16 protein-coding genes are annotated in these 18,742 nt (G+C 69.7%); 12 read left to right on the top strand and 4 right to left on the bottom strand.

Going from position 1 to position 18,742, the window contains the following annotated elements; genetic code table 11:
• The first annotated feature begins 35 nt into the window (after window positions 1-35).
• Complete coding sequence (locus DNK54_RS07555) at window positions 36-1,256, top strand: SpoIID/LytB domain-containing protein (protein WP_110206321.1); 1,221 nt, start codon at window positions 36-38, stop codon at window positions 1,254-1,256.
• Window positions 1,257-1,930: 674 nt separating this feature from the next.
• Here DNK54_RS07555 and DNK54_RS07550 read toward each other — a convergent pair.
• From DNK54_RS07550 to DNK54_RS07535, 4 genes are read right to left on the bottom strand one after another with little or no spacing between them, the layout of a single operon-like run.
• Window positions 1,931-3,100, bottom strand: a complete 1,170-nt coding sequence (locus tag DNK54_RS07550; RefSeq protein WP_110206320.1) for a hypothetical protein — start codon at window positions 3,098-3,100, stop codon at window positions 1,931-1,933.
• Between the two features lie 10 nt (window positions 3,101-3,110).
• The gene (locus tag DNK54_RS07545) at window positions 3,111-3,806 is read right to left on the bottom strand and encodes a hypothetical protein (RefSeq protein WP_110206319.1); all 696 of its coding nucleotides are present in this window, start codon (window positions 3,804-3,806) and stop codon (window positions 3,111-3,113) included.
• Entirely contained in the window at window positions 3,803-5,032 is a 1,230-nt protein-coding gene (locus DNK54_RS07540) for a hypothetical protein (protein ID WP_110206318.1), read from the bottom strand. Before DNK54_RS07540 ends, DNK54_RS07545 begins: the two co-directional genes overlap by 4 nt.
• A 22-nt stretch (window positions 5,033-5,054) precedes the next feature.
• Entirely contained in the window at window positions 5,055-6,842 is a 1,788-nt protein-coding gene (locus DNK54_RS07535; RefSeq protein WP_110206317.1) for an acetyl/propionyl/methylcrotonyl-CoA carboxylase subunit alpha, read from the bottom strand.
• A gap of 345 nt (window positions 6,843-7,187) precedes the next feature.
• Between DNK54_RS07535 and DNK54_RS07530 the strand changes: the two genes are divergently transcribed.
• From DNK54_RS07530 to DNK54_RS07480, 11 genes are read left to right on the top strand one after another with little or no spacing between them, the layout of a single operon-like run.
• Window positions 7,188-7,994: an MlaE family ABC transporter permease gene (locus DNK54_RS07530; protein WP_110206481.1), complete on the top strand. Its 807-nt coding sequence runs from the start codon at window positions 7,188-7,190 to the stop codon at window positions 7,992-7,994.
• 20 nt (window positions 7,995-8,014) lie between these two features.
• Entirely contained in the window at window positions 8,015-8,830 is an 816-nt protein-coding gene (locus DNK54_RS07525) for an MlaE family ABC transporter permease (protein WP_110206316.1), read from the top strand.
• A 14-nt stretch (window positions 8,831-8,844) separates the two neighbouring features.
• Entirely contained in the window at window positions 8,845-10,023 is a 1,179-nt protein-coding gene (locus DNK54_RS07520) for an MCE family protein (protein ID WP_162602340.1), read from the top strand.
• Window positions 10,020-11,057, top strand: coding sequence for an MCE family protein (locus tag DNK54_RS07515; RefSeq protein ID WP_162602339.1), 1,038 nt, complete (start codon window positions 10,020-10,022; stop codon window positions 11,055-11,057). The genes DNK54_RS07520 and DNK54_RS07515 overlap by 4 nt, the downstream gene beginning before the upstream one ends.
• Complete coding sequence (locus DNK54_RS07510) at window positions 11,054-12,043, top strand: MCE family protein (protein WP_110206313.1); 990 nt, start codon at window positions 11,054-11,056, stop codon at window positions 12,041-12,043. Before DNK54_RS07515 ends, DNK54_RS07510 begins: the two co-directional genes overlap by 4 nt.
• The gene (locus tag DNK54_RS07505; protein ID WP_110206312.1) at window positions 12,040-13,242 is read left to right on the top strand and encodes an MCE family protein; all 1,203 of its coding nucleotides are present in this window, start codon (window positions 12,040-12,042) and stop codon (window positions 13,240-13,242) included. Before DNK54_RS07510 ends, DNK54_RS07505 begins: the two co-directional genes overlap by 4 nt.
• Complete coding sequence (locus DNK54_RS07500) at window positions 13,239-14,423, top strand: MCE family protein (protein WP_110206311.1); 1,185 nt, start codon at window positions 13,239-13,241, stop codon at window positions 14,421-14,423. The genes DNK54_RS07505 and DNK54_RS07500 overlap by 4 nt, the downstream gene beginning before the upstream one ends.
• The gene (locus tag DNK54_RS07495) at window positions 14,423-15,733 is read left to right on the top strand and encodes an MCE family protein (RefSeq protein ID WP_110206310.1); all 1,311 of its coding nucleotides are present in this window, start codon (window positions 14,423-14,425) and stop codon (window positions 15,731-15,733) included. The genes DNK54_RS07500 and DNK54_RS07495 overlap by 1 nt, the downstream gene beginning before the upstream one ends.
• Complete coding sequence (locus DNK54_RS07490; protein ID WP_110206309.1) at window positions 15,730-16,212, top strand: hypothetical protein; 483 nt, start codon at window positions 15,730-15,732, stop codon at window positions 16,210-16,212. Before DNK54_RS07495 ends, DNK54_RS07490 begins: the two co-directional genes overlap by 4 nt.
• On the top strand, window positions 16,209-16,709 hold the full coding sequence (locus DNK54_RS07485; protein ID WP_110206308.1) for a hypothetical protein: 501 nt from the start codon (window positions 16,209-16,211) through the stop codon (window positions 16,707-16,709). The genes DNK54_RS07490 and DNK54_RS07485 overlap by 4 nt, the downstream gene beginning before the upstream one ends.
• Before the next feature lie 11 nt (window positions 16,710-16,720).
• Entirely contained in the window at window positions 16,721-18,724 is a 2,004-nt protein-coding gene (locus DNK54_RS07480) for a fatty acid desaturase (RefSeq protein ID WP_110206307.1), read from the top strand.
• The last annotated feature ends 18 nt before the right edge of the window (window positions 18,725-18,742 follow it).

The following is an 18,742-nucleotide window of genomic DNA, read 5'->3' as shown; positions in this document are numbered from 1 at the left end:
TCGACCTCTGCGACATCCCCGATCGAAAGGCATCCATGAGGACCGCCGTTCGCGCAGCACTTCTCGGACTCCTGCTCTCGGCCTTCGCGCCGACACCCGGCCACGGCGCCCCCGCAGTGGGCGACCCCGCGGGTAACAACGCAGCAGCCAACGCCGACTTCGCCGTCCCCGACAACGGCAGCTTCGTGATCCGGGGACGTGGCTACGGGCACGGGCACGGCATGTCGCAGTACGGTGCCCAAGGAGCCGCCCGCTCCGGGGTGGGCTGGAAGAAGATCCTCGCCTTCTACTACCCGGGCACGAAGCGCGCCACCCAGAAGTCACGGGTGCGGATCCTGATCTCGGCCGACACGGGGAGTGACGTCGTCGTCGAGCCGCGTAGTGGATTGCGGGTGCGGTCCATCAAGGGCAAGAACACCCGGATACTGCCTGCCCGGGTGGACGGTGCCGCTCCTCGACGCTGGCGACTCACCGTCGACGGCCAGGGACGCACCGTCGTCGCCTATCAGGCAGCCGGCTGGCACTCCTGGTGGCGATTCCAGGGTGAGGGGCAGTTCCGTGCCGGTGGCCAACCGATCCGGCTCCAGCTCCCAGGGGGAGCGAGCACCCGCTACCGCGGCCGGCTGGCGATCGCCGGAGCTGGGCGCGACACGGTCAACGAGGTCTCCCTGGAGAACTACATCAAGGGTGTCGTGCCCCGTGAGGTCCCGGCGACCTGGCATGCCAACGCGGTGCGTGCCCAGGCGGTGGCCGCCCGCACGTACGCCGCCTACGAGATGCGGCACCCGCGTGCTGGTCACTACCAGCTCTGCGACACCTCCAGCTGCCAGGTCTACGGCGGGTACGACGCCGAGCACCCGGCCTCGAACGCCGCCGTCAAGGCCACCCGTCGGGTGGTGCTGCACCACCAGGGTGCGCCCGCGTTCACCCAGTTCGGCTCCAGCAGCGGTGGCTGGACCTCGGCCAACCAGTTCTCCTACCTGCCGGCGCAGAAGGATCCCTACGACGACTGGGCAGGCAACCCCGTGCACTCCTGGCAGGTCGAGGTGAACCGGGCTCGGCTCCAGTCCGCGTGGCCCGCGATCGGCCGGCTGCGCACGATCAAGGTGCCGCAGCGGGACGGCAACGGCGACTGGGGCGGCCGCGCCCGCAGCGTCGTGCTGGTCGGGAGCAAGGGGAAGGTCACCGTCACCGGCGACACCTTCCGTTACGCCCTCGGTCTGCGCTCGACCTGGTTCACCTTCCGCGCGAACTGACCAACCACCAGCCCCCTCCGCTCATTGTGCGCAGGCGGTTGACCCGGTGGCCGAGCTCGTCGAGGCCAATTCCCGAGGCTTCGGGTCGCCCGCGTCTGGGGCGTGCGTAGTCGCCCGTCACCGGCGTGGTGCGGGCGTGCTACGCGATGGGTGTTGAGCAGGTGTCCTGCTGGGTTGTTGCAGGGGCCTGCTGGTGCCTGCGGTGACGAGCCAGCGTTGTCCGTAACGGTTGGTCCAGAGATAGGACCCGTCGGGCAGACGCTGGTAACGCCAGCGTCCGAGGGGTTTGACCAGGTGATGTCGGGTAGAGGATCTGGTCGCCCAACGTCGCCCGCGGGTGCGCTGGTGTCGGAGGATTCAACACTGCCCACTGGTACGCCAGGCGCAGCTTGCGACGGGCTCCAGCCAACTCCCGGAAGCGGTCTTCCGAAACGAGCCCGAGCAGGGTCCCGCCGTCGAGGTCGGTGACCTCGTATGGCTGGTGTCGGGCGTCGAGTTCGAGCATGAAAACAGTCCATCATGCACCCCCGACGCTTCCGGAGGCTCTTGTCGAGACCGGCTACCGAAGTGGTCTCGACAAGCTCGACCACCGGGGTGGGCTCGACGGGCGCGTCTCGACAAAGCTCGACCACCGGGGTGGCTCGACCATCGCTGGGCGCGCTTGGGTGCGCGCGCTAGTGGCGGGGGCGGGTGAGGAGCTTGAGCAGGTCGGGGTCCAGGGCGCCGTACCCGGACGACGCCCAGGGCTCGACGTCGGTCTCGAAGTAGTGGCGAGGCTGCCCGCGGCGTACGACGTCGAAGATGTCGGGCACCTGCTTCTTGCGCAAGGCGGTGCGACAGGCGGCGCAGACAGGCACGTCGATGAGCCGGCCCTCGACCTCGATCCGCTGCTCCCGCGCGGCCTTGCCGTGCAGAGGGTTGAGGAAGCAGGTGCGCGACGGCTCCCAGGGCTGCCCCGCTCGGGCACTGGAGAGGGCATCCTCCCCGCGCTGGGTCAGCACCAGGGCACCGACCACGTCGAGTGGGTCCGGCTCTTCGGACTCCAGCAGGCGGCGTACGGCGGCGTAGTGGTCGAGCGCGGCCTGCCAGGCGGAGCGATCGTCGTGCGGAGAGATCTCCAGCTCGTCGAGAAGCTCGCCGAGCGCCTGCGACTCGTCCTGGGCACGGGCGAGCAGCTCCTTGCTCTGGGCGGCGCGGATCCGCTGCATCGCCGACTTGGGCAGGGGCGCCGGCTGCTTCTGCTTGCGGAAGGAGACCACCACCCGCCACGCCACGAAGAGCGCCAGGAGGGCGACGAGGCCCGTGACCACCGGTGCCTGCCAACCACCCTCGTCCTCGGGGGGATGCTCGGCCCGGTAGGTCGCCGAGCGCTCGTCCAGCGTCGTGCCGTGCAGCTGCTCGAGGTCGCCGGGGTCCATGGCGAGCAGCTCCAGCCCGCGCTCGAACGACGTCACCACGTCGGGCTGCCTCTCCATGCCCACCTGGCTCTTGACCCGCCACTCGATCGGGCCGTCCTGCTCGCCCCCCACGCCCCACTGGCGACCATCGATCTCCACGCCGTAGGAGTCGCCGATCGGCTCCAGGCGGACCTCGTTGGAGAGGTAGATACCGGGCTCCGGGTACTGGTCGTGCAGCCGGGTCAGCAGGTCCGCCGGCTTTCCGCCGTACGCGTCGCCAGGACGATAGGGCCACACCACGATGTACGTCGGGTGGTCGGCCTGCGCCGCCTGCTGCTGCAACGACTCCTCGTCGCTCTCGCTCACCAGGGAGCGCAGCGACGGGTGGACGTAGACGTGGTCGAGCTCGAGCTCCTGGTGGACTGCCGCCAGATCCTCCTTGGCCATCAGCTTCTCCTCACCACAGCCAGCGTCCGGGCAATCGGCGTCCGACGGCCACCATCAACAGACCGTAGAGCAGCGCGACCGCGAGCAGCACGCCGGAGCCGATCAGCAGCCCCGCGGCGATGCCACCTCCGGTGCCACCCCAATAGTCGGAGTCGTCGCTGTTCCGCTCGTACCAGCGAACCTCGGCGTCGACCTGCGCGACCAGCCGGGGGAGGGTGCGAGCCGGGTCGCCGGTGAAGTCCTCGTAGGGAGCGACGTCGACGAAGCCGTAGGCGCCGTAGGTGTCGACATCGCCGTTCTCGGGCCCCTGCCAGATCAGGTAGACGCCACGACCTCCGGCCTCGGTCAGTCCTGCCTCCACCTGCTGGCGCTGGTCGAAGTACGACGCGCCGGCCTTGTTGGTCTTGGTCCAGACGATGACCTTGATCGGAGTCTCCGCCTCGGCGATCGCTCTGGCCACCGCACGCTCACCACGCTTGTCGAGCAGGTCGCGGGCGTCGGGCGCGACGTAGACACCGTCGTCGGCCAACCCGGCGAGCGCGTTGCGGACCCGGTCGGTGCGTACCTCGGGCGCCAGCGGAGCGGCCTGTGCGGCGACTGCCTCGGCCCGGCGGTCGTGGAGGATCTGCGTGGCGGCGACCGCCGACCCCGCAGCGAGAGCGCCGGCGACGGTGACCGAGACGAGGCCGCGTACCACTCGATTCATCGCGGTACCTCCTGCCACCAGTCGCCACCGAGTGAACCGAAGCCGGTGCGCGACCACACCGAGCTCCGCTCGTAGTAGGGAGCCAGCGAGCCGAACCGGCCTGCGCTGAGCAACGGCGCCAGGGGTCGCTTCCCGGCCAGCGCGGCGGCGCACGCGGCGCAGACGGGCACCTGGACGCCGCCGCCGAGTGGTGCCTCCTTCGTGGCTGCTCCGTGACGCGGGTCGACGTAGCAGCACCGGTACTGACCCGTGGCGTGGGCCAGTGCGTAGCTGCCGGTGCGGGCGAGGACGAGTCCGCCGACCACCTCCAACAGGTCGTCGGCGCCGATCCGGGACTCGGCACGCTCCAGGCAGGCGGTCGCGATGTCGCGCCGTTCCCAGGCCACTCGGTTGCCGGCTCGTCCGAGGGCCTTCTCGAGCGCCCGGTACGCCGCAGCTGCTTCGCGGCGCGCATCGACGACCGCAGTGTTCCGTTCGGCGAGCGTGGGCGGCGCCGGCTTCGCGCTACCCCGGAGGCGCGGATGCCGTTTCCCGCCGATCGCCTGCACCAGACGGTAGGCCACCACCGCGACCGTCAGCGCGGTCACCGTCGCGACCACCGCATAGAGGCCGGCCGTCGGCATCTCCGCGCGCTCGTAGTGGGCCGTCTGGGTGTCGGGTGCCGTCCAGAGCGAGCTCGTGTACGAGTCGACCTGGGCATCGGTCAGAGGTTGAGTGCCCCACTCCTGCGGTATCCCGTGGGCGAGGACGTCGAGGGTGACCCCGATCTCGAGGGCCGGGTGGATCTGGCAGTCCCCACACTCCGACCTGATGGCCTTGAAGGCCTCGCCCTGGGCGTTCGTCGAGGCGTTGCGCAGCAGCGTGAACTCGTCGTCGACGGCGGGATCGAGGTCGCCGTAGACCTGCATGGCGACATGGCCCACGTCGGCCGTCGAAACCAGCCACACGCCGTCCTTGCCCGAGCGGGCGTGGAGCAGCGTCAGCAGCTCCTCGGCGGTGTTCTGGGTCGTCAGCCCCGCCGGTGCTTTGGTCAGCACCACGTAGACAGGCAGCTGGCTGGCCTCGGCCTTCTCCAGCAGAGCGGCCTGGAGCGCCTCGGTCTGCCCGTTGCCCATCACCTCCTCGACCAGGACCGGATCCTGGTCGAGGGCGGCGACGATCTCGTCGATGGTGCCTGCGAACACGGCTCCGTCGGAGCCGGTGTCCGGGCCCGAGCCCGGCAGCATGCGAATCAGACCTCGAGCGCGGTCAGTCCTTGAGCTCGCAGATCACGGCGCCGTTGGTGACGGTGGCACCGACCTCGGCGTCGAGACCGGTGACGGTGCCGGCCTTGTGGGCCTTCAGCGGCTGCTCCATCTTCATCGCCTCGAGGACCACGATGACGTCGCCCTCGGCGACGGTCGCACCCTCTTCGACGGCCACCTTGACGATCGTGCCCTGCATCGGCGAGGTGACGGAGTCGCCGGAGACAGCCGCGCCCGCCTTCTTGGCGCTGCGCTTCGGCTTCTTGGCCGCGGAGGAGCCGCCGCCGACCGCGATGCCACCGAGCCCGGCGGGCAGCACGACCTCGAGACGCTTGCCGCCGACCTCGACCACGACGGTCTGGCGCTCGCCCGTCTCCTCGGGCTCACCGGCGTCGCCGGCGTACGGCGGGATCTCGTTGACGAAGTCGGTCTCGATCCAGGTGGTGTAGACGTCGAACGAGCCCTCGCCGGTCGGGTTGGAGGAGGCGACGTACGCCGGGTCGTTGAGCACGACCTCGTCGAAGGCCAGCGCGGTGGGCATGCCGCCGATCTTGAACTCGGCGATGGCCCGGCGCGAGCGCTCGATGGCCTGGGTGCGGTCCTTGCCGGTGACGATCAGCTTGGCGACCAGGGAGTCGAACGAGCCCGGGATGGTCTCGCCCTTCTCGTAGCCCGCGTCGAGGCGGATGCCGGGGCCGCTCGGCGGCGCCCACTCGGTCAGGGTGCCGGGGGCGGGCATGAAGTTGTTGCCCGGGTCCTCCGCGTTGACGCGGAACTCGATGGAGTGGCCCTTGACCTCCGGGTCGCCGTAGCCGAGCTCCTCGCCGGCGGCGATGCGGAACATCTCGCGGACCAGGTCGATGCCGGTGACCTCCTCGGAGACGCAGTGCTCGACCTGCAGGCGGGTGTTCACCTCGAGGAAGGAGATGGTGCCGTCGGCGGCAACGAGGAACTCGCACGTGCCGGCCCCGACGTAGCCCGCCTCCTTGAGGATCGCCTTGGAGGACTCGTAGAGGCGCTGGTTCTGCTCCTCGGTCAGGAAGGGCGCGGGCGCCTCCTCGACCAGCTTCTGGTGGCGGCGCTGCAGCGAGCAGTCGCGGGTGGAGACCACCACGACGTTGCCGTGCTGGTCGGCCAGGCACTGGGTCTCGACGTGGCGGGGCTTGTCGAGGAACTTCTCGACCAGACACTCGCCGCGGCCGAAGGCGGTGACCGCCTCGCGGACGGCGGACTCGTAGAGCTCGGGGATCTCCTCGAGCGTGCGGGCGACCTTGAGGCCGCGGCCGCCGCCGCCGTAGACCGCCTTGATGGCGACCGGCAGCCCGAACTCCTTGGCCAGCGCGACGACCTCGTCGGCGTCCTTGACCGGGTCCTTGGTGCCGGGAGCCAGCGGCGCGTTGGCGCGCTCGGCGATGTGCTTGGCCTTGGCCTTGTCGCCCAGGGCGTCGATCGCGTCGGGCGAGGGGCCGATCCAGATCAGGCCGGCGTCGAGCACGGCCTGCGCGAACTCGGCGTTCTCGGCGAGGAAGCCGTAGCCCGGGTGCACGGAGTCGGCGCCGGTCTCGGCGGCGACCTTGAGGATCTTGGCGATGTCGAGGTAGGAGTCGGCCGGGGTGGCACCGCCGAGGGCGTGCGCCTCGTCGGCGAGCCGCACGAAGAGAGCGTCACGGTCGGGGTCGGCGTAGACGGCGACCGAACCGATGCCCGCATCCTTGCACGCCCGGATCACACGCACGGCGATCTCACCGCGGTTGGCGATGAGGACCTTCTTCAGGGGCTTGATCTCGGGCACGCGAACTCCTCGACTGCGGGACGTCTGGTCGGCTGCTGCGTCGGCAGCGCCACCAACGGATTCTAGGGGCACCTCGTCGCGACCTGCGCTCGGGCTCCGTCAGGTGGACCCGTTGGACGAGTGCACAAACCAGCGCCGGCGACTTTGGCTCCGCCGTACGAGCGCCGGAGGCGGGCCAGTGTGTGAGATGGGGCACGCAGCGGACCGGGCGGGGGGATCGAACTCGGAGTCGCTGCGCCGTGCCCGTCGTTACCCACCCGGAGGAGTTTCGCCATGACCGAGGTCAAGGACCGGGGCTCCACAGCAGTGGTGCCGCGGCAGCGTTCGGGGAGCCATCTCGCGGGCATGGACGAGAACAGCCAGGCCATCGCGCGCTCCGCGCTCGCCGACAGCACCTTCGCCAAGACCGCGGCCGTCTTCGGGGACTTCTACGGCTTCGTCGGCGAAGTCTTCAAGCAGATGTTCACCCGGCGCTTCCAGTTCCGGGAGTTCGTCTCTCAAGCCTGGTTCATCATCACGGTGTCGTTCGCCCCGGCGCTGCTGGTGTCGATCCCGTTCTGTGTCGTCATCATCTTCCAGGTCAACCAGCTGCTGATCCAGATCGGTGCGATCGACCTCGCCGGAGCCGGTGCCGCCGTCGCGGTGGTCCGGGAGATCGGCCCCATCGTCTCGGTGCTCGTCGTCGCGGGCGCCGGCGCGACCGCCATCTGCGCCGACCTCGGCTCCCGCAAGATCCGCGAGGAGATCGATGCCATGGTCACCCTCGGCATCGACCCCATCGAGCGTCTGGTGGTGCCTCGTGTGGTCGCCTCGACGCTGGTCGGGGTCGCCCTCAACGGCATGGTGACCGTGGTCGGCCTGGTGGGCGGCTACTTCTTCTCCGTGGTCCTCCAGGGCGCGACTCCGGGGCTCTACCTCTCCGACCTGACCCTCCTGGTCGGGCTCCCGGACTTCTTGGCGTCCGAGGCCAAGGCTGCGGTCTTCGGCCTGCTCGCCGGCCTGACGGCCTGCTACCTCGGCCTCAACGCCAAGGGCGGGCCGAAGGGGGTCGGCGACGCGGTCAACCAGACGGTGATCTTCGCCTTCATGCTGCTTTTCGCGGCCAACAGCGTGATCAGCACCGTCTTCCTGCAGATCAAGTTGGGGGCCTGATGAGCGACCGAGGCGAAGCCATGCTCAAGACTCTGGGCAAGCCGATCTCCGGCCTGCGCAACCTGGGCGACCAGCTCTCCTTCCACGGACGTGCCTACGCGCACATCCCGCACGTCTTCCGCAGCTATCGCAAGGAGATCCTGCGCCTGCTCGCGGAGGTCTCCCTCGGCTCCGGGGCGCTCGCGCTGATCGGCGGCACGGTGCTGGTGATCGGCTTCCTCACCGCGGCTGCCGGCATCGAGGTGGGTCTGCAGGCTCACACGTCGTTCGACAACATCGGCGTCTCCGCGTTCTCGGGCTTCTTCTCCGCCTACTTCAACACCCGAGAGGTGGCGCCGATCATCGCCGGCATCGCGCTCACCGCGACGGTCGGGGCCGGCTTCACCGCTCAGATCGGCGCGATGCGGGTGAGTGAGGAGATCGACGCTCTGGAGGTCATGGCGGTTCCGCCCGTGCCCTACCTCGTCACGACCCGGATCATCGCCGGCCTGATCGCCGCCGTGCCGCTCTTCGCGATCGCGGTGATCATGTGCTGGCTGGCCACCAAGCTCGTGGTGACCGTCGGCTACGACCAGGCGCCCGGCACTTACGAGCACTACTTCGACACCTTCCTGATCCCCTCCGACCTCTTCCTGGCCATGGCCAAGGTGCTCGTGATGGCGCTCGTCGTGGTCTCGGTCTGCTGCTACCACGGGTTCAAGGCCTCCGGCGGTCCGGCCGGCGTGGGGCGTGCCGTGGGGACCGCCGTGCGTACGGCGCTGATCGCCACGATGTTCGTCGACCTGGTGTTCGCCATCGCCATCTGGGGTGGCCCGTCCGTGCACATCTCGGGATGAGGAGGACCGCATCCATGTCTGCTGCTCTACGTCCTGACCGCCGGCTCGTCTTCGGCGTCGCCTTCATCGCGCTCCTGGTCGTGGTGGTGCTGGGCACCATCGCCTCCTACCGGGGGACCTTCAAGGACACGATGCCGGTGACCGTGCACGCATCGCGGGCCGGCCAGACCCTGGCTCCCGGCGCGGTCGTCAAGCTTCGCGGTGTCGAGGTCGGCACCGTCGAGAACGTGCGGACCGAGGGCGACGGTGTCGCCATCGAGCTCGCCCTCGACCCCGACCAGGCTCGGCGCATCCCCGCCGACGTGACCGTCCAGATCGTGCCGCCCACCGCGTTCGGCGCCAAGTACGTGCAGCTCACCGATCCGGCGAGTGGCACGTCTGCCCGGATCCGTGCGGGGGAGGAGATCGGCGCGGACCGGGTGACCGTGGAGGTCGACGAGGCGTTCCAGAGCCTGACCCGCGTCCTCGACGTGGTGCGCCCTGCCGAGGTCAGCGGTGCGCTCACCGCCCTTGCCGACGCCGTGGACACCCGTGGAGAGAAGCTCGGCGACCTGGTCCGGCGCACGGACCGCTACCTCGGCGACTTCAACCCGAACCTGGAGGAGCTCACCGCCGATCTCCGTGCCGGGGACGACGTCGCGGCGACCTACGACGCGGCTCGGCCCGACCTCATCGAGATGGTCACCGCGCTGGCGACCACGGGCGACACCGTGAGCGAGGAGCAGAGCCGGATCCGACGCCTTGCCAAGGACCTGCGTGCCTTCACCACCGAGGCCGACGCGTTCCTCAAGGAGTCGGGAAGCGGGATCGTCGACCTCACGAAGACCTTCGAGCCGGTGGCTGACGTACTCGCCCGCTACTCGCCGGAGCTGCCGTGCATGATCCTGGGCCTCGCCGGCGCCAACCCGCTGGCCGAGGCAGCCGTGGGTGGCACCCATCCCGGCGTCACGACCATCACGCGCGTCGTGCCGGGCCGTGACCCCTACCTCTACCCGAAGGACCTGCCGATCGTGGGCGACGACCGCGGGCCGCAGTGCCACGGCCTGCCCTACATCACGCCCGAGGAGGCGCAGGCGCCCGCACCGGTCTTCAGGACCGGGACCAGCCCGTACGCCGGGCCGCCGCCGAACCCGGCCGAGCGCGCCACCACGACGCTGATCAACCTTCTCATCGGTGGGGGGAACATCCTGTGAGCCGTAGCCCTGTGCTGCGCCAGCAGCGTGCCGATCTGATCAAGCTCACCATCTTCTTGGTGATCGCCGGCCTCTTCACGGTCTGGGTGGGTGCCGTCACCGGTGAGGTCCGGATGCGGGACACCGGCGACTACCGTGCCGTCTTCAAGGACGTCTCCGGTCTGGAGAAGGGCGACGAGGTGCGCATCGCCGGCGTCAACGTCGGCACCGTCAAGGAGATCGACGTGCGCCCCGACGCCACGGTCCTGGTCACGTTCGACATCGCGGCCGGCCACCAGCTCAACCGCTCCACCCGCGCCACGATCCAGTACCGCAACCTGATCGGGGACCGCATCGTCGCGCTGACCCGGCCTGCGGCCGGGGCCCCGGCACTGGCCCAGGGGGCGACCATCCCGATCGAGCAGACCGCGTCGGCACTCGACCTCGACACGCTCCTCAACGGCTTCAAGCCGCTCTTCGCCGGCCTCAGTCCCGCTCAGGTCAACGAGCTCTCCGAGCAACTGGTGAAGGTGCTTCAGGGGCAGGAGTCAGCTCTCTCCACCCTGGTGCAGCACGTCGCCTCCTTCACCGACACGATCGCCGACCGTGAAGAGCTCATCACCGGCGTGATCGGCAATCTCAACACCGTGCTCGGCAGCGTCGATGCCAACCGCGAGACCGTCGGCGCACTCATCGACAACCTGAGTGCGGTCGTGGACGGGATCGAGTCGCAGGACACCCAGATCCTCGACGCCGCCGACCGGATCGACACGCTCGCCGTCGAGGCCTCGGACCTGGCCGCTCGGGCCCGCGCCGACCTGAAGGCGGACCTGATCGGACTCGGCAAGACCGCGCGAGGGCTGAACAAGAAGGCAGCCACCCTCGAGGCGCTGCTCCACGCACTTCCGGTGCACTACGCCAAGATCCTCAACACCGCCTCCTACGGCAACTTCTTCAACTTCTTCCTCTGTGGGGTGCGGGTGCAGCTCGGGGACTCGGCCAAGCCGGTCGTCACACCGTGGATCTACTCCGACGTGAAGAGGTGCGCCCGATGAAGCAGACCGGACAGGGACGCCTGGCGATACGCGGTGTGATCGGCACCCTGGTGATCGCACTCGTGGTGCTGGCATGCATGAACATCAACCGGCTGCCGATCATCGGCAACAACGACATCGTGCACGTCGAGTTCGCCGAGGCCGGCAACCTCAAGGGCGGTGACGCCGTGATGGTCTCGGGTGCGACCGTCGGCCGCGTACGCGAGGTGCGCCTGGAGAAGGACAAGGTCGTCGCCGACATCGTGCTCAACGACAAGGACCTGGTGCTCGGCACGGAGACCGAGGCGGCGATCGTCACCATGACCCTGCTCGGTCGCGCAGCGATCCAGCTCACCCCGCGTGGCGAGGGCCGGGTCGAGGCGGGCGACACCATCCCGGTGACCCGCACCTCGGCGCCCTACAGCCTGACCAGCACGCTGAACCAGCTCACCGACACGAGCGCGGCCATCAACAAGGAGCAGTTGGCCGCTGCGCTCGCCCAGACATCGGCGTCGTTCGAGGGAACCGCTGACGACATCGGCCCGGCCCTCAACGGGATCCGACGGCTTGCGGACACCCTCACCTCGAACGACGCCGAGCTGACCTCGCTCCTCGACCGGGCCGACCGGGTCACCGGTGTGCTGGCCAGCCGCGACAAGCAGATCGGCACCCTGCTGGGCAGCGGGCATTCGCTGCTCGCCGAGCTGAACGCTCGCCAGGACGTGGTGGTCGACCTGCTGCGCAGCACCCGCGCTCTCTCGCGAGAGCTCCAGGGCCTGGTCTCCGACAACCGAGAGACGGTGCCGGCGGCGCTCACCCAGCTCGACAAGGTGATCACGCTGCTCAACGACAATCGAGACGAGCTGCAGGCCAGCATCGTCGGGCTCAGGGGCTATGCAACCGCCTTCGGCGAGGCCATCTCGAGCGGTCCCTGGTTCGACGCCTACATCCAGAACCTCACGTCGCCGGGAACCCTGGCGCCCGTCCTCTCGGGGTTGGTCCCATGAGCAAGCTCTCTTCTCTGGTGCGCCCACGGATCGTGGTGGCACTCCTGCTGGTCGCGGGTGTCGTGTGGGGTGGCAGCGTCCTCCTCCGCGACACGCAGTCCACCGAGATCACCGCCTACTTCAGCAGCACCGAGGGCCTGTACGTCGGCGACGACGTCAAGGTGCTGGGCGTGCGGGTCGGCGAGGTCACGCAGGTCACCTCCGAGGGCGACCGAGTCAAGGTTCGCCTCAAGGTCGACGCCGGTCAGCCGATCCCCGTCGGCGCGCGTGCCGCGATCGTCGCGCCCAGCCTCGTGAGTGGTCGTTTCATCCAGCTCGAGCCCGCCTGGGACGGCGGCAAGCGGATGCAGGACGGCGACACGATCGCTCAGCAGGACACCGCGATCCCGGTCTCCTTCGACGACGTCAAGCGTCAGCTCACCGACCTGACCCAGGTGCTCGGCCCCCAGGACGCCGACGGCAAGGCTCCGCTCGCCGAAGCCGTCAAGACCTTGCAGCGCAACCTCCGGGCCGGCAACGCCACCGAACTTCGCGCCTCCATCGCCGGTCTCCGTGCCGCTGCGGAGGATCTCTCCGGCAACCGCTCGGACCTCTTCGCCACGATCAGCAATCTCAACGCGTTCACGCGCAACCTGGCCGTCAACGACGCCGCGGTGCGGGGCTTCACCGAGGAGCTGGCGTCGGTGAGTGGCGTGCTCAGCAACAACCGGACGCAGCTCACCGGGGCACTGCGCGAGCTGCGCATCGCGCTCAGGGCGACCGATGGCTTCCTCGGCGACAACCGAGCCGCGCTGCGCACCACCACCCGCAACGCTGCCGATCTGACGGCGACGCTGGCGGACCGCTCCAACGAGCTCGCCGGGATCCTCCACCTGGCGCCGCATGCGGTGATCGATCTCAACAACATCATCGAGAACCAGGCGATCACCGGCCGAGCGACCCTGAGCGGACTCGACAGCGTCGCGCAGCTCGTCTGCGGTGCGATCCTCGGCGTGGGCGGAGCGGAGAAGGCGTGCCTGGGCGCGCTGCAGCCGCTGCTCGGCGTCACCGGCCTGCTCAACCCGCTGACCGGCTCGCCCGACAAGAACCCGCCGCCGGCGGGTTCCGGAGCACCGAAACAGCCCGACCGACCCGGCCTGCTCGACGGTCTGATCGGCGACAAGGGACTGCTCGCCGCACTTCTGGGAGGTGGCCGATGAGGCTCCGCATCATCGCTCGTGGTGTGGCTGTCGCCGCGGCCCTCGCTGTCGGCGCGACGGGCTGCCAGATCCAGCCCAACGACAACACCCTGCCCGGCCAGGTGGCCGTCGGCGACGACGGCTACACCGTGACCGTGCACTTCGACCAGGTGGAGAACCTGGTGCCGAACTCGACGGTCCAGATGGACAACGTGGTGATCGGCACTGTCGCGGGCATCCGCGCGACGGACTGGGAGGCAGAGGTCGAGCTACGGCTGCTCAAGGAGGTCGAGGTACCCGCGGACGCGGTCTTCTCGATCGGCCAGAAGACCCTGTTGGGCGCCCAGTTCGTCGAGGTCTCCCGCTCGGAGTCGCGAGACAAGGCGCCCCGGCTGGCCGAGGGAGCAGTTGTACCTGTCGGGCAGACCGGGACCTACCCCTCCACCGAGCAGGTCCTCGGCGGGGTGGCGCTGCTGCTCAACAACGGAGGCCTCTCGCAGATCAGCACGATCACCGGCGAGCTCTCCACCGCGCTGCGCGACCGGGTGCCCGACACCCGCTCCCTCGTGCGGCGTACCAACGAGCTGCTGCGTGTGCTGGACGACAACCGCGGCGATGTCGTCCGGGCGCTGGAGGCGCTCAACCGGCTCAGCTCCGGCCTCGCGGAGGACAAGGACGCGCTGGTCGACGCGATCAACCGGATCACCCCGGGGCTGAAGGCGCTCGAGACCGAGCGGGCCACCTTGGTGGACGCGGTGAGCCGCACCGGCGAGACCGGCGTGCGAGCCACCCAGGTGGTGCGCGCCAGCCGCCAGGCGCTCCTGGCGAACCTCGACTCGCTGCGCCCGGTGCTCGACCGGCTGGCCAGTGTCAGCACGGAGATCCCCGAGGCGCTGAAGATCGGCATCACGGTGCCCTTCCCGGCGATGACCACGCACCGAGCGGTGCAGGGCGACTACGCCAACCTCTTCGCAACGCTCGACCTGACCACTGATCACCTCCTCGGCAGCTGGATCGGCCCGGTCGACCCCGCCCTGCTGGGCGGCGATCAGCCCGGTGACGCAGCGAAGACGTCGAAGAAGTCATCGACCGACAAGCCCTCGCGGAAGAAGTCCGGCGACGACAGGCCGCCGGCCTCCGTGCAGCCGCCCGCCGAGTCCAGCACCTCGACCTGTCTGCTCGCCTTCCTGGGGGTCTGCTGATGCTGCTCACCACGACCATCAAGCGTCAGCTCTGCATCTTCGCCGTGCTCGCCACGGTGGCGCTCGGGCTCACCTTCTTCAGCTACGCCAAGGTGCCCACGATGTTCGGCATGGGCGTCTACGACGTCACGGTCGAGTACGCCGATGCCAGTGGCCTCTATCCCAAGGCGTTGGTGACCCATCGCGGCGTCAAGGTCGGCCGGGTCGAGGAGATGGCCCTCGGCGATGGCCGGACGCTCGTCACCCTGCGGATCGACGACGACGCGAAGATCCCCACCGACGTCCGGGCCGAGCTGCGCAGCACCTCGGCGATCGGCGAGCAGTACGTCGACCTCGTCTCCGGCACGCGGGGCGGTCCCTACCTCGAGGAGGGCGCCACCATCCCCGTCGAGCGCACGGTGGAGATGCCGCAGATCACGCCGGTACTCGACTCGCTGGACGCGCTGCTGGACTCTGTCCCCGGCCGGGCGACCCGTGAAGTGCTCGCCGCGGCGCAGGAGGGCTTCGGCGACTCCGGTCAGGATGTCGACGCGCTCGTCGACGCCTCGACCGAGCTCCTCGACGAGGCGCAGGCCCAGATCGAGGCCACGTCGGGACTCATCCGTACCCTGCAGCCGGTGCTGGGCACGCAGCAACAGGTCGCCGCCGACACCCGCGAGTACGCCGCCCGGATGGCTGAGTTCAGCACCGAGCTGGCGGCCGGCGACAAGGATCTCCGCGGCCTGATCGAGGAAGGCGCTCCCGCGCTCGACACCGCCCGCGGTGTGCTGGCTGACCTGAGGCCGACCGTGCCGCTGCTGCTGGCCAACCTGACCACCACCGGTCAGGTGCTGCGGACCTACCTGCCCAACATCAAGCAGACGCTGGTCGTCTACCCGGCGATGGTGGCGCGTCTGCAGTCCGCGGTGAATCCGCGCGCCGAGCAGGGTGACGTCCAGCTCGACCTGCGTGCCGCCGTCAACAACCCGCCCTCCTGCACCGCCGGCTACGTGGCTGTCGACAAGCGCCGCAGCCCCTCGGAGAGCTCAGTGCGCGACGTCGACCCGCTGGCACACTGCGAGGGCGCTCCCTCCCGCCCCTCCTCGGTGCGGGGCGCGCGCAACCTGCCCTGCCCGAACTCCACCACGCGTGGGCACCTGCCAGCGGACTGCGGCCTGAGGTTCCCGAGCGGGCGCTGGGCCGGTGACCGGCCAGTGGGCGCCTACGACCTGGCGGTCGAGCGGAGCGGTGCGGACGCCCAGGCCACTGGTGCGGACAGCTCGGACGGCTGGAAGGCGCTCGTGATGGCACCGCTGGAGCTCGGCCGATGAGCCGCGGCATCCTCGCCGTCGGGCTGGTGGTCGTGCTGGCGTTGACCGGTCTCGCGGTGCACCAGGGTCTGGCCTGGCGACACACCGAGCAACGGGTGACGGCCGGGCAGGACGCTGTCGATGCGGCGGCCCGGGAGGTCACCGCCTTCATCTCGATCAGCAAGCAGACCAGTGACGAGGACGTGAGCCGCCTGCTGGACGGAGCGACCGGAGGCTTCCGCACGGCGCTCGCCGACCAGGTCGACGAGGTGCGCCGCCAGGCCGTGAGCAACAAGGTCCGATCCGTCGGCGAGATCAACTCGGCCGGCTTGGAGAAGCTCGGTGACGACCTCGACCGGGCGACGGTCGTGGTCGCTGCTTCGGGGCTGGTGCGCAACAAGAACGACAAGGGGCAGACACCCCGGCGCTACCGCTTCCGGGTCGAGATGCGGCGTACCGGAGACCGGTGGCTGGTGGCCGGGCTGGAGTTCGTCTCGTGAGCACCCCCGCTACCTCGCGGCAGCACCCCCACCTGCTCGGCGCTGCGCTGGTGCTGGCCCTGGTCGCCGCGGGAGCGGTTGCCGCCGCGATGGCTTGGCTGGGGGTGCGTGCCGACGCCGACCCCGCCGCGCAGCAGGAGGCCCTGCGGGAGGCCCGGAGCCGGGTTCCGCTGCTGCTCAGCTACGACGTGGCCACGCTCGACGACGACCTGGACCGGGCGATCGACCAGACGACGGGCGAGTTCCGCGACGACTACGCCGAGATCCTGGACAAGTCCGTGCGCAAGCTGGCGGCGAAGCGCGGCATCTCCACCGTCGCCGAGGTGGTCGGAGCGGGCGTCGTCGACGGCGACGAGGACCGCGTCACCGTGCTGGTGCTCGTCAATCAGACCGCCACCGGACGCTCCGGTGAGCCGGTTGTCCTCGGCAGCCGGATCGAGGTCGAGATGGTCCCCGACGGCGATACCTGGCGGATCGCCGGCTACACCCCCCTCTAGGAGAGAACACCATGAGTACGACAGAGTCCGGCGCGGCTCAGGGCACGCGCGTCGCCCTGCAACAGCCCGTCCTCGGCCTGCCCGACCCGGGAGAGCGGGTGCCGACCCTTGCCTGGCCCACCGCGGCGCTCTACCTCGGGACCGCGGGCCTCTTCGGCCTGGAGATGGCGGGCCTCTTCGCCTGGGACTGGTCCCACTGGATCACCGTCCCGATGGGAGCGGCGGTCACCTTCCTGATGTTCAGCGTGCTGCACGAGTCAACCCATCATGCGGTCAGCACCCACACCCGGCTGAACGACCTGCTCGGCCATCTGTCGGTGCCCTTCGTGGTGGCGTGGGCGACCTTCCCGCTGGTGAAGTTCATCCATATCGAGCACCACCGCAACACCAACGAGCCGAAGTCGATCGACCCCGACGCCTGGTGCGACGAGGGCCCCTGGTGGCAGCTGCCGTTCCGATGGGCGACGGTTGACCTCTGGTACGTCGTCTTCTATCTGCGCAGGCTCCCGAGCAGGCCCCGGGCCGAGGTGGCAGCGACGCTGACCCTCTTCACGGTCGTCATCGGCGCCTTCGTCACGCTGGCGACGGCGGGCTACGGCAGCGCGCTGCTGTGGGGCTACCTGATCCCGCAACGCTTCGGCATCCTGGTGCTCGCGTGGTGGTTCGACTACCTGCCGCACCACGGCCTGCGTACCACGCAGCGCGAGGACAAGTACCGGGCCACCCGGGTCCGAGTCGGTGGCGAGAAGGTCCTCACGCCGCTGTTCGTCTACCAGAACTACCACCTGGTGCACCACCTCCACCCCAGCGTGCCCTTCTACCGGTACGTGCGGGCCTGGAAGCGCAACGAGGAGGCCTACCTCGACCGCAACGCCGCCATCTCCACCTGGTTCGGGCGCTCGCTCACCCCGAGCGAGTACCGCACGTGGCGGCGGATCACCCGGCAGCTCGGGGACGTCGACGCCCAGGGGCCGGGCCAGCGCCCCGTCTTCCACTCCCTGCGCGTCTCGCGGATCGACCGTCTCACCGACGACAGCGTCGCCGTCACCTTCGACGTCCCCGAGGACCTCGCGCTGCGGTACCACTACCTCCAGGGCCAGCACCTCACCTTGCGGGCGGTCGTCGACGGCACCGAGGTGCGCCGTTCCTACTCGCTGGTGGAGCCGGTCTCGGCCAACACGTTGCGGGTGGCGGTCAAGGAGGTCGCCGGAGGGGTCTTCTCGCGCTACGTCAACCACGAGCTGCAGGTCGGCGACATCCTCGACGTGATGACGCCGACCGGACGGTTCCAGGTGCGGCTCGACCCCGAGGCCGAGCGCAGGTACGTCGCAGTGGCAGCCGGCTCCGGCATCACCCCGATGATGTCGACGATCGCCACCACGCTCGAGACGGAGCCGTGGAGCACTTTCACGCTCGTCTACGGCAACCGGACCGCCGCCTCGACGATGTTCGGTGCCGAGCTCACGGCCCTCGCCGAACGGCACCCCGGCCGACTGACGATCCACCCGGTGCTCTCGCGTGAGGAGACCACCGCGCTGCGCGGGCGGATCGACGCCGAGCTGGTCGAGGGGCTGGTGGAGGCGCCCGAGAGCGTCGATGCGTGGTTCCTGTGCGGGCCGGAGCAGCTCGTCGCCGACCTGCGGGACTGGCTTGCGGAGCACGCCCCCGCGGAGCGGGTGCTGAGTGAGGTCTTCCACACCACGAGCACCTCCGCGGCCGACGTCGCGATCGACCTGCTCAGCGAGGTGACGGTCGCGCTGGACGGCGTGGAGTCCGCGCTCGCCGTGCGCTCCACCGGTGCGCCGATCCTCGACGCGGCACTGCAGGCGGGCGTCGATGCGCCGTACTCCTGCGCAGGCGGAGCTTGCGGCACCTGCAAGGCGAAGGTGCTGCTCGGGCGTGTGGTGATGGATCAGAACCACGTGCTCGACGACGAGGAGCTCGACGACGGCTACGTGCTCACCTGCCAGGCCCACCCGGTGACTGAGCAGGTCCGCTTGGACTATGACGCCTGATGGAGACGGATGCGTGAT

Source organism: Nocardioides daejeonensis (assembly GCF_003194585.1).
Classification (GTDB): Bacteria; Actinomycetota; Actinomycetes; order Propionibacteriales; family Nocardioidaceae; genus Nocardioides; species Nocardioides daejeonensis.
The sequence above is the reverse complement of the archived record's forward strand: the minus strand, read 5'-3'. Positions and strand labels throughout refer to the sequence as shown.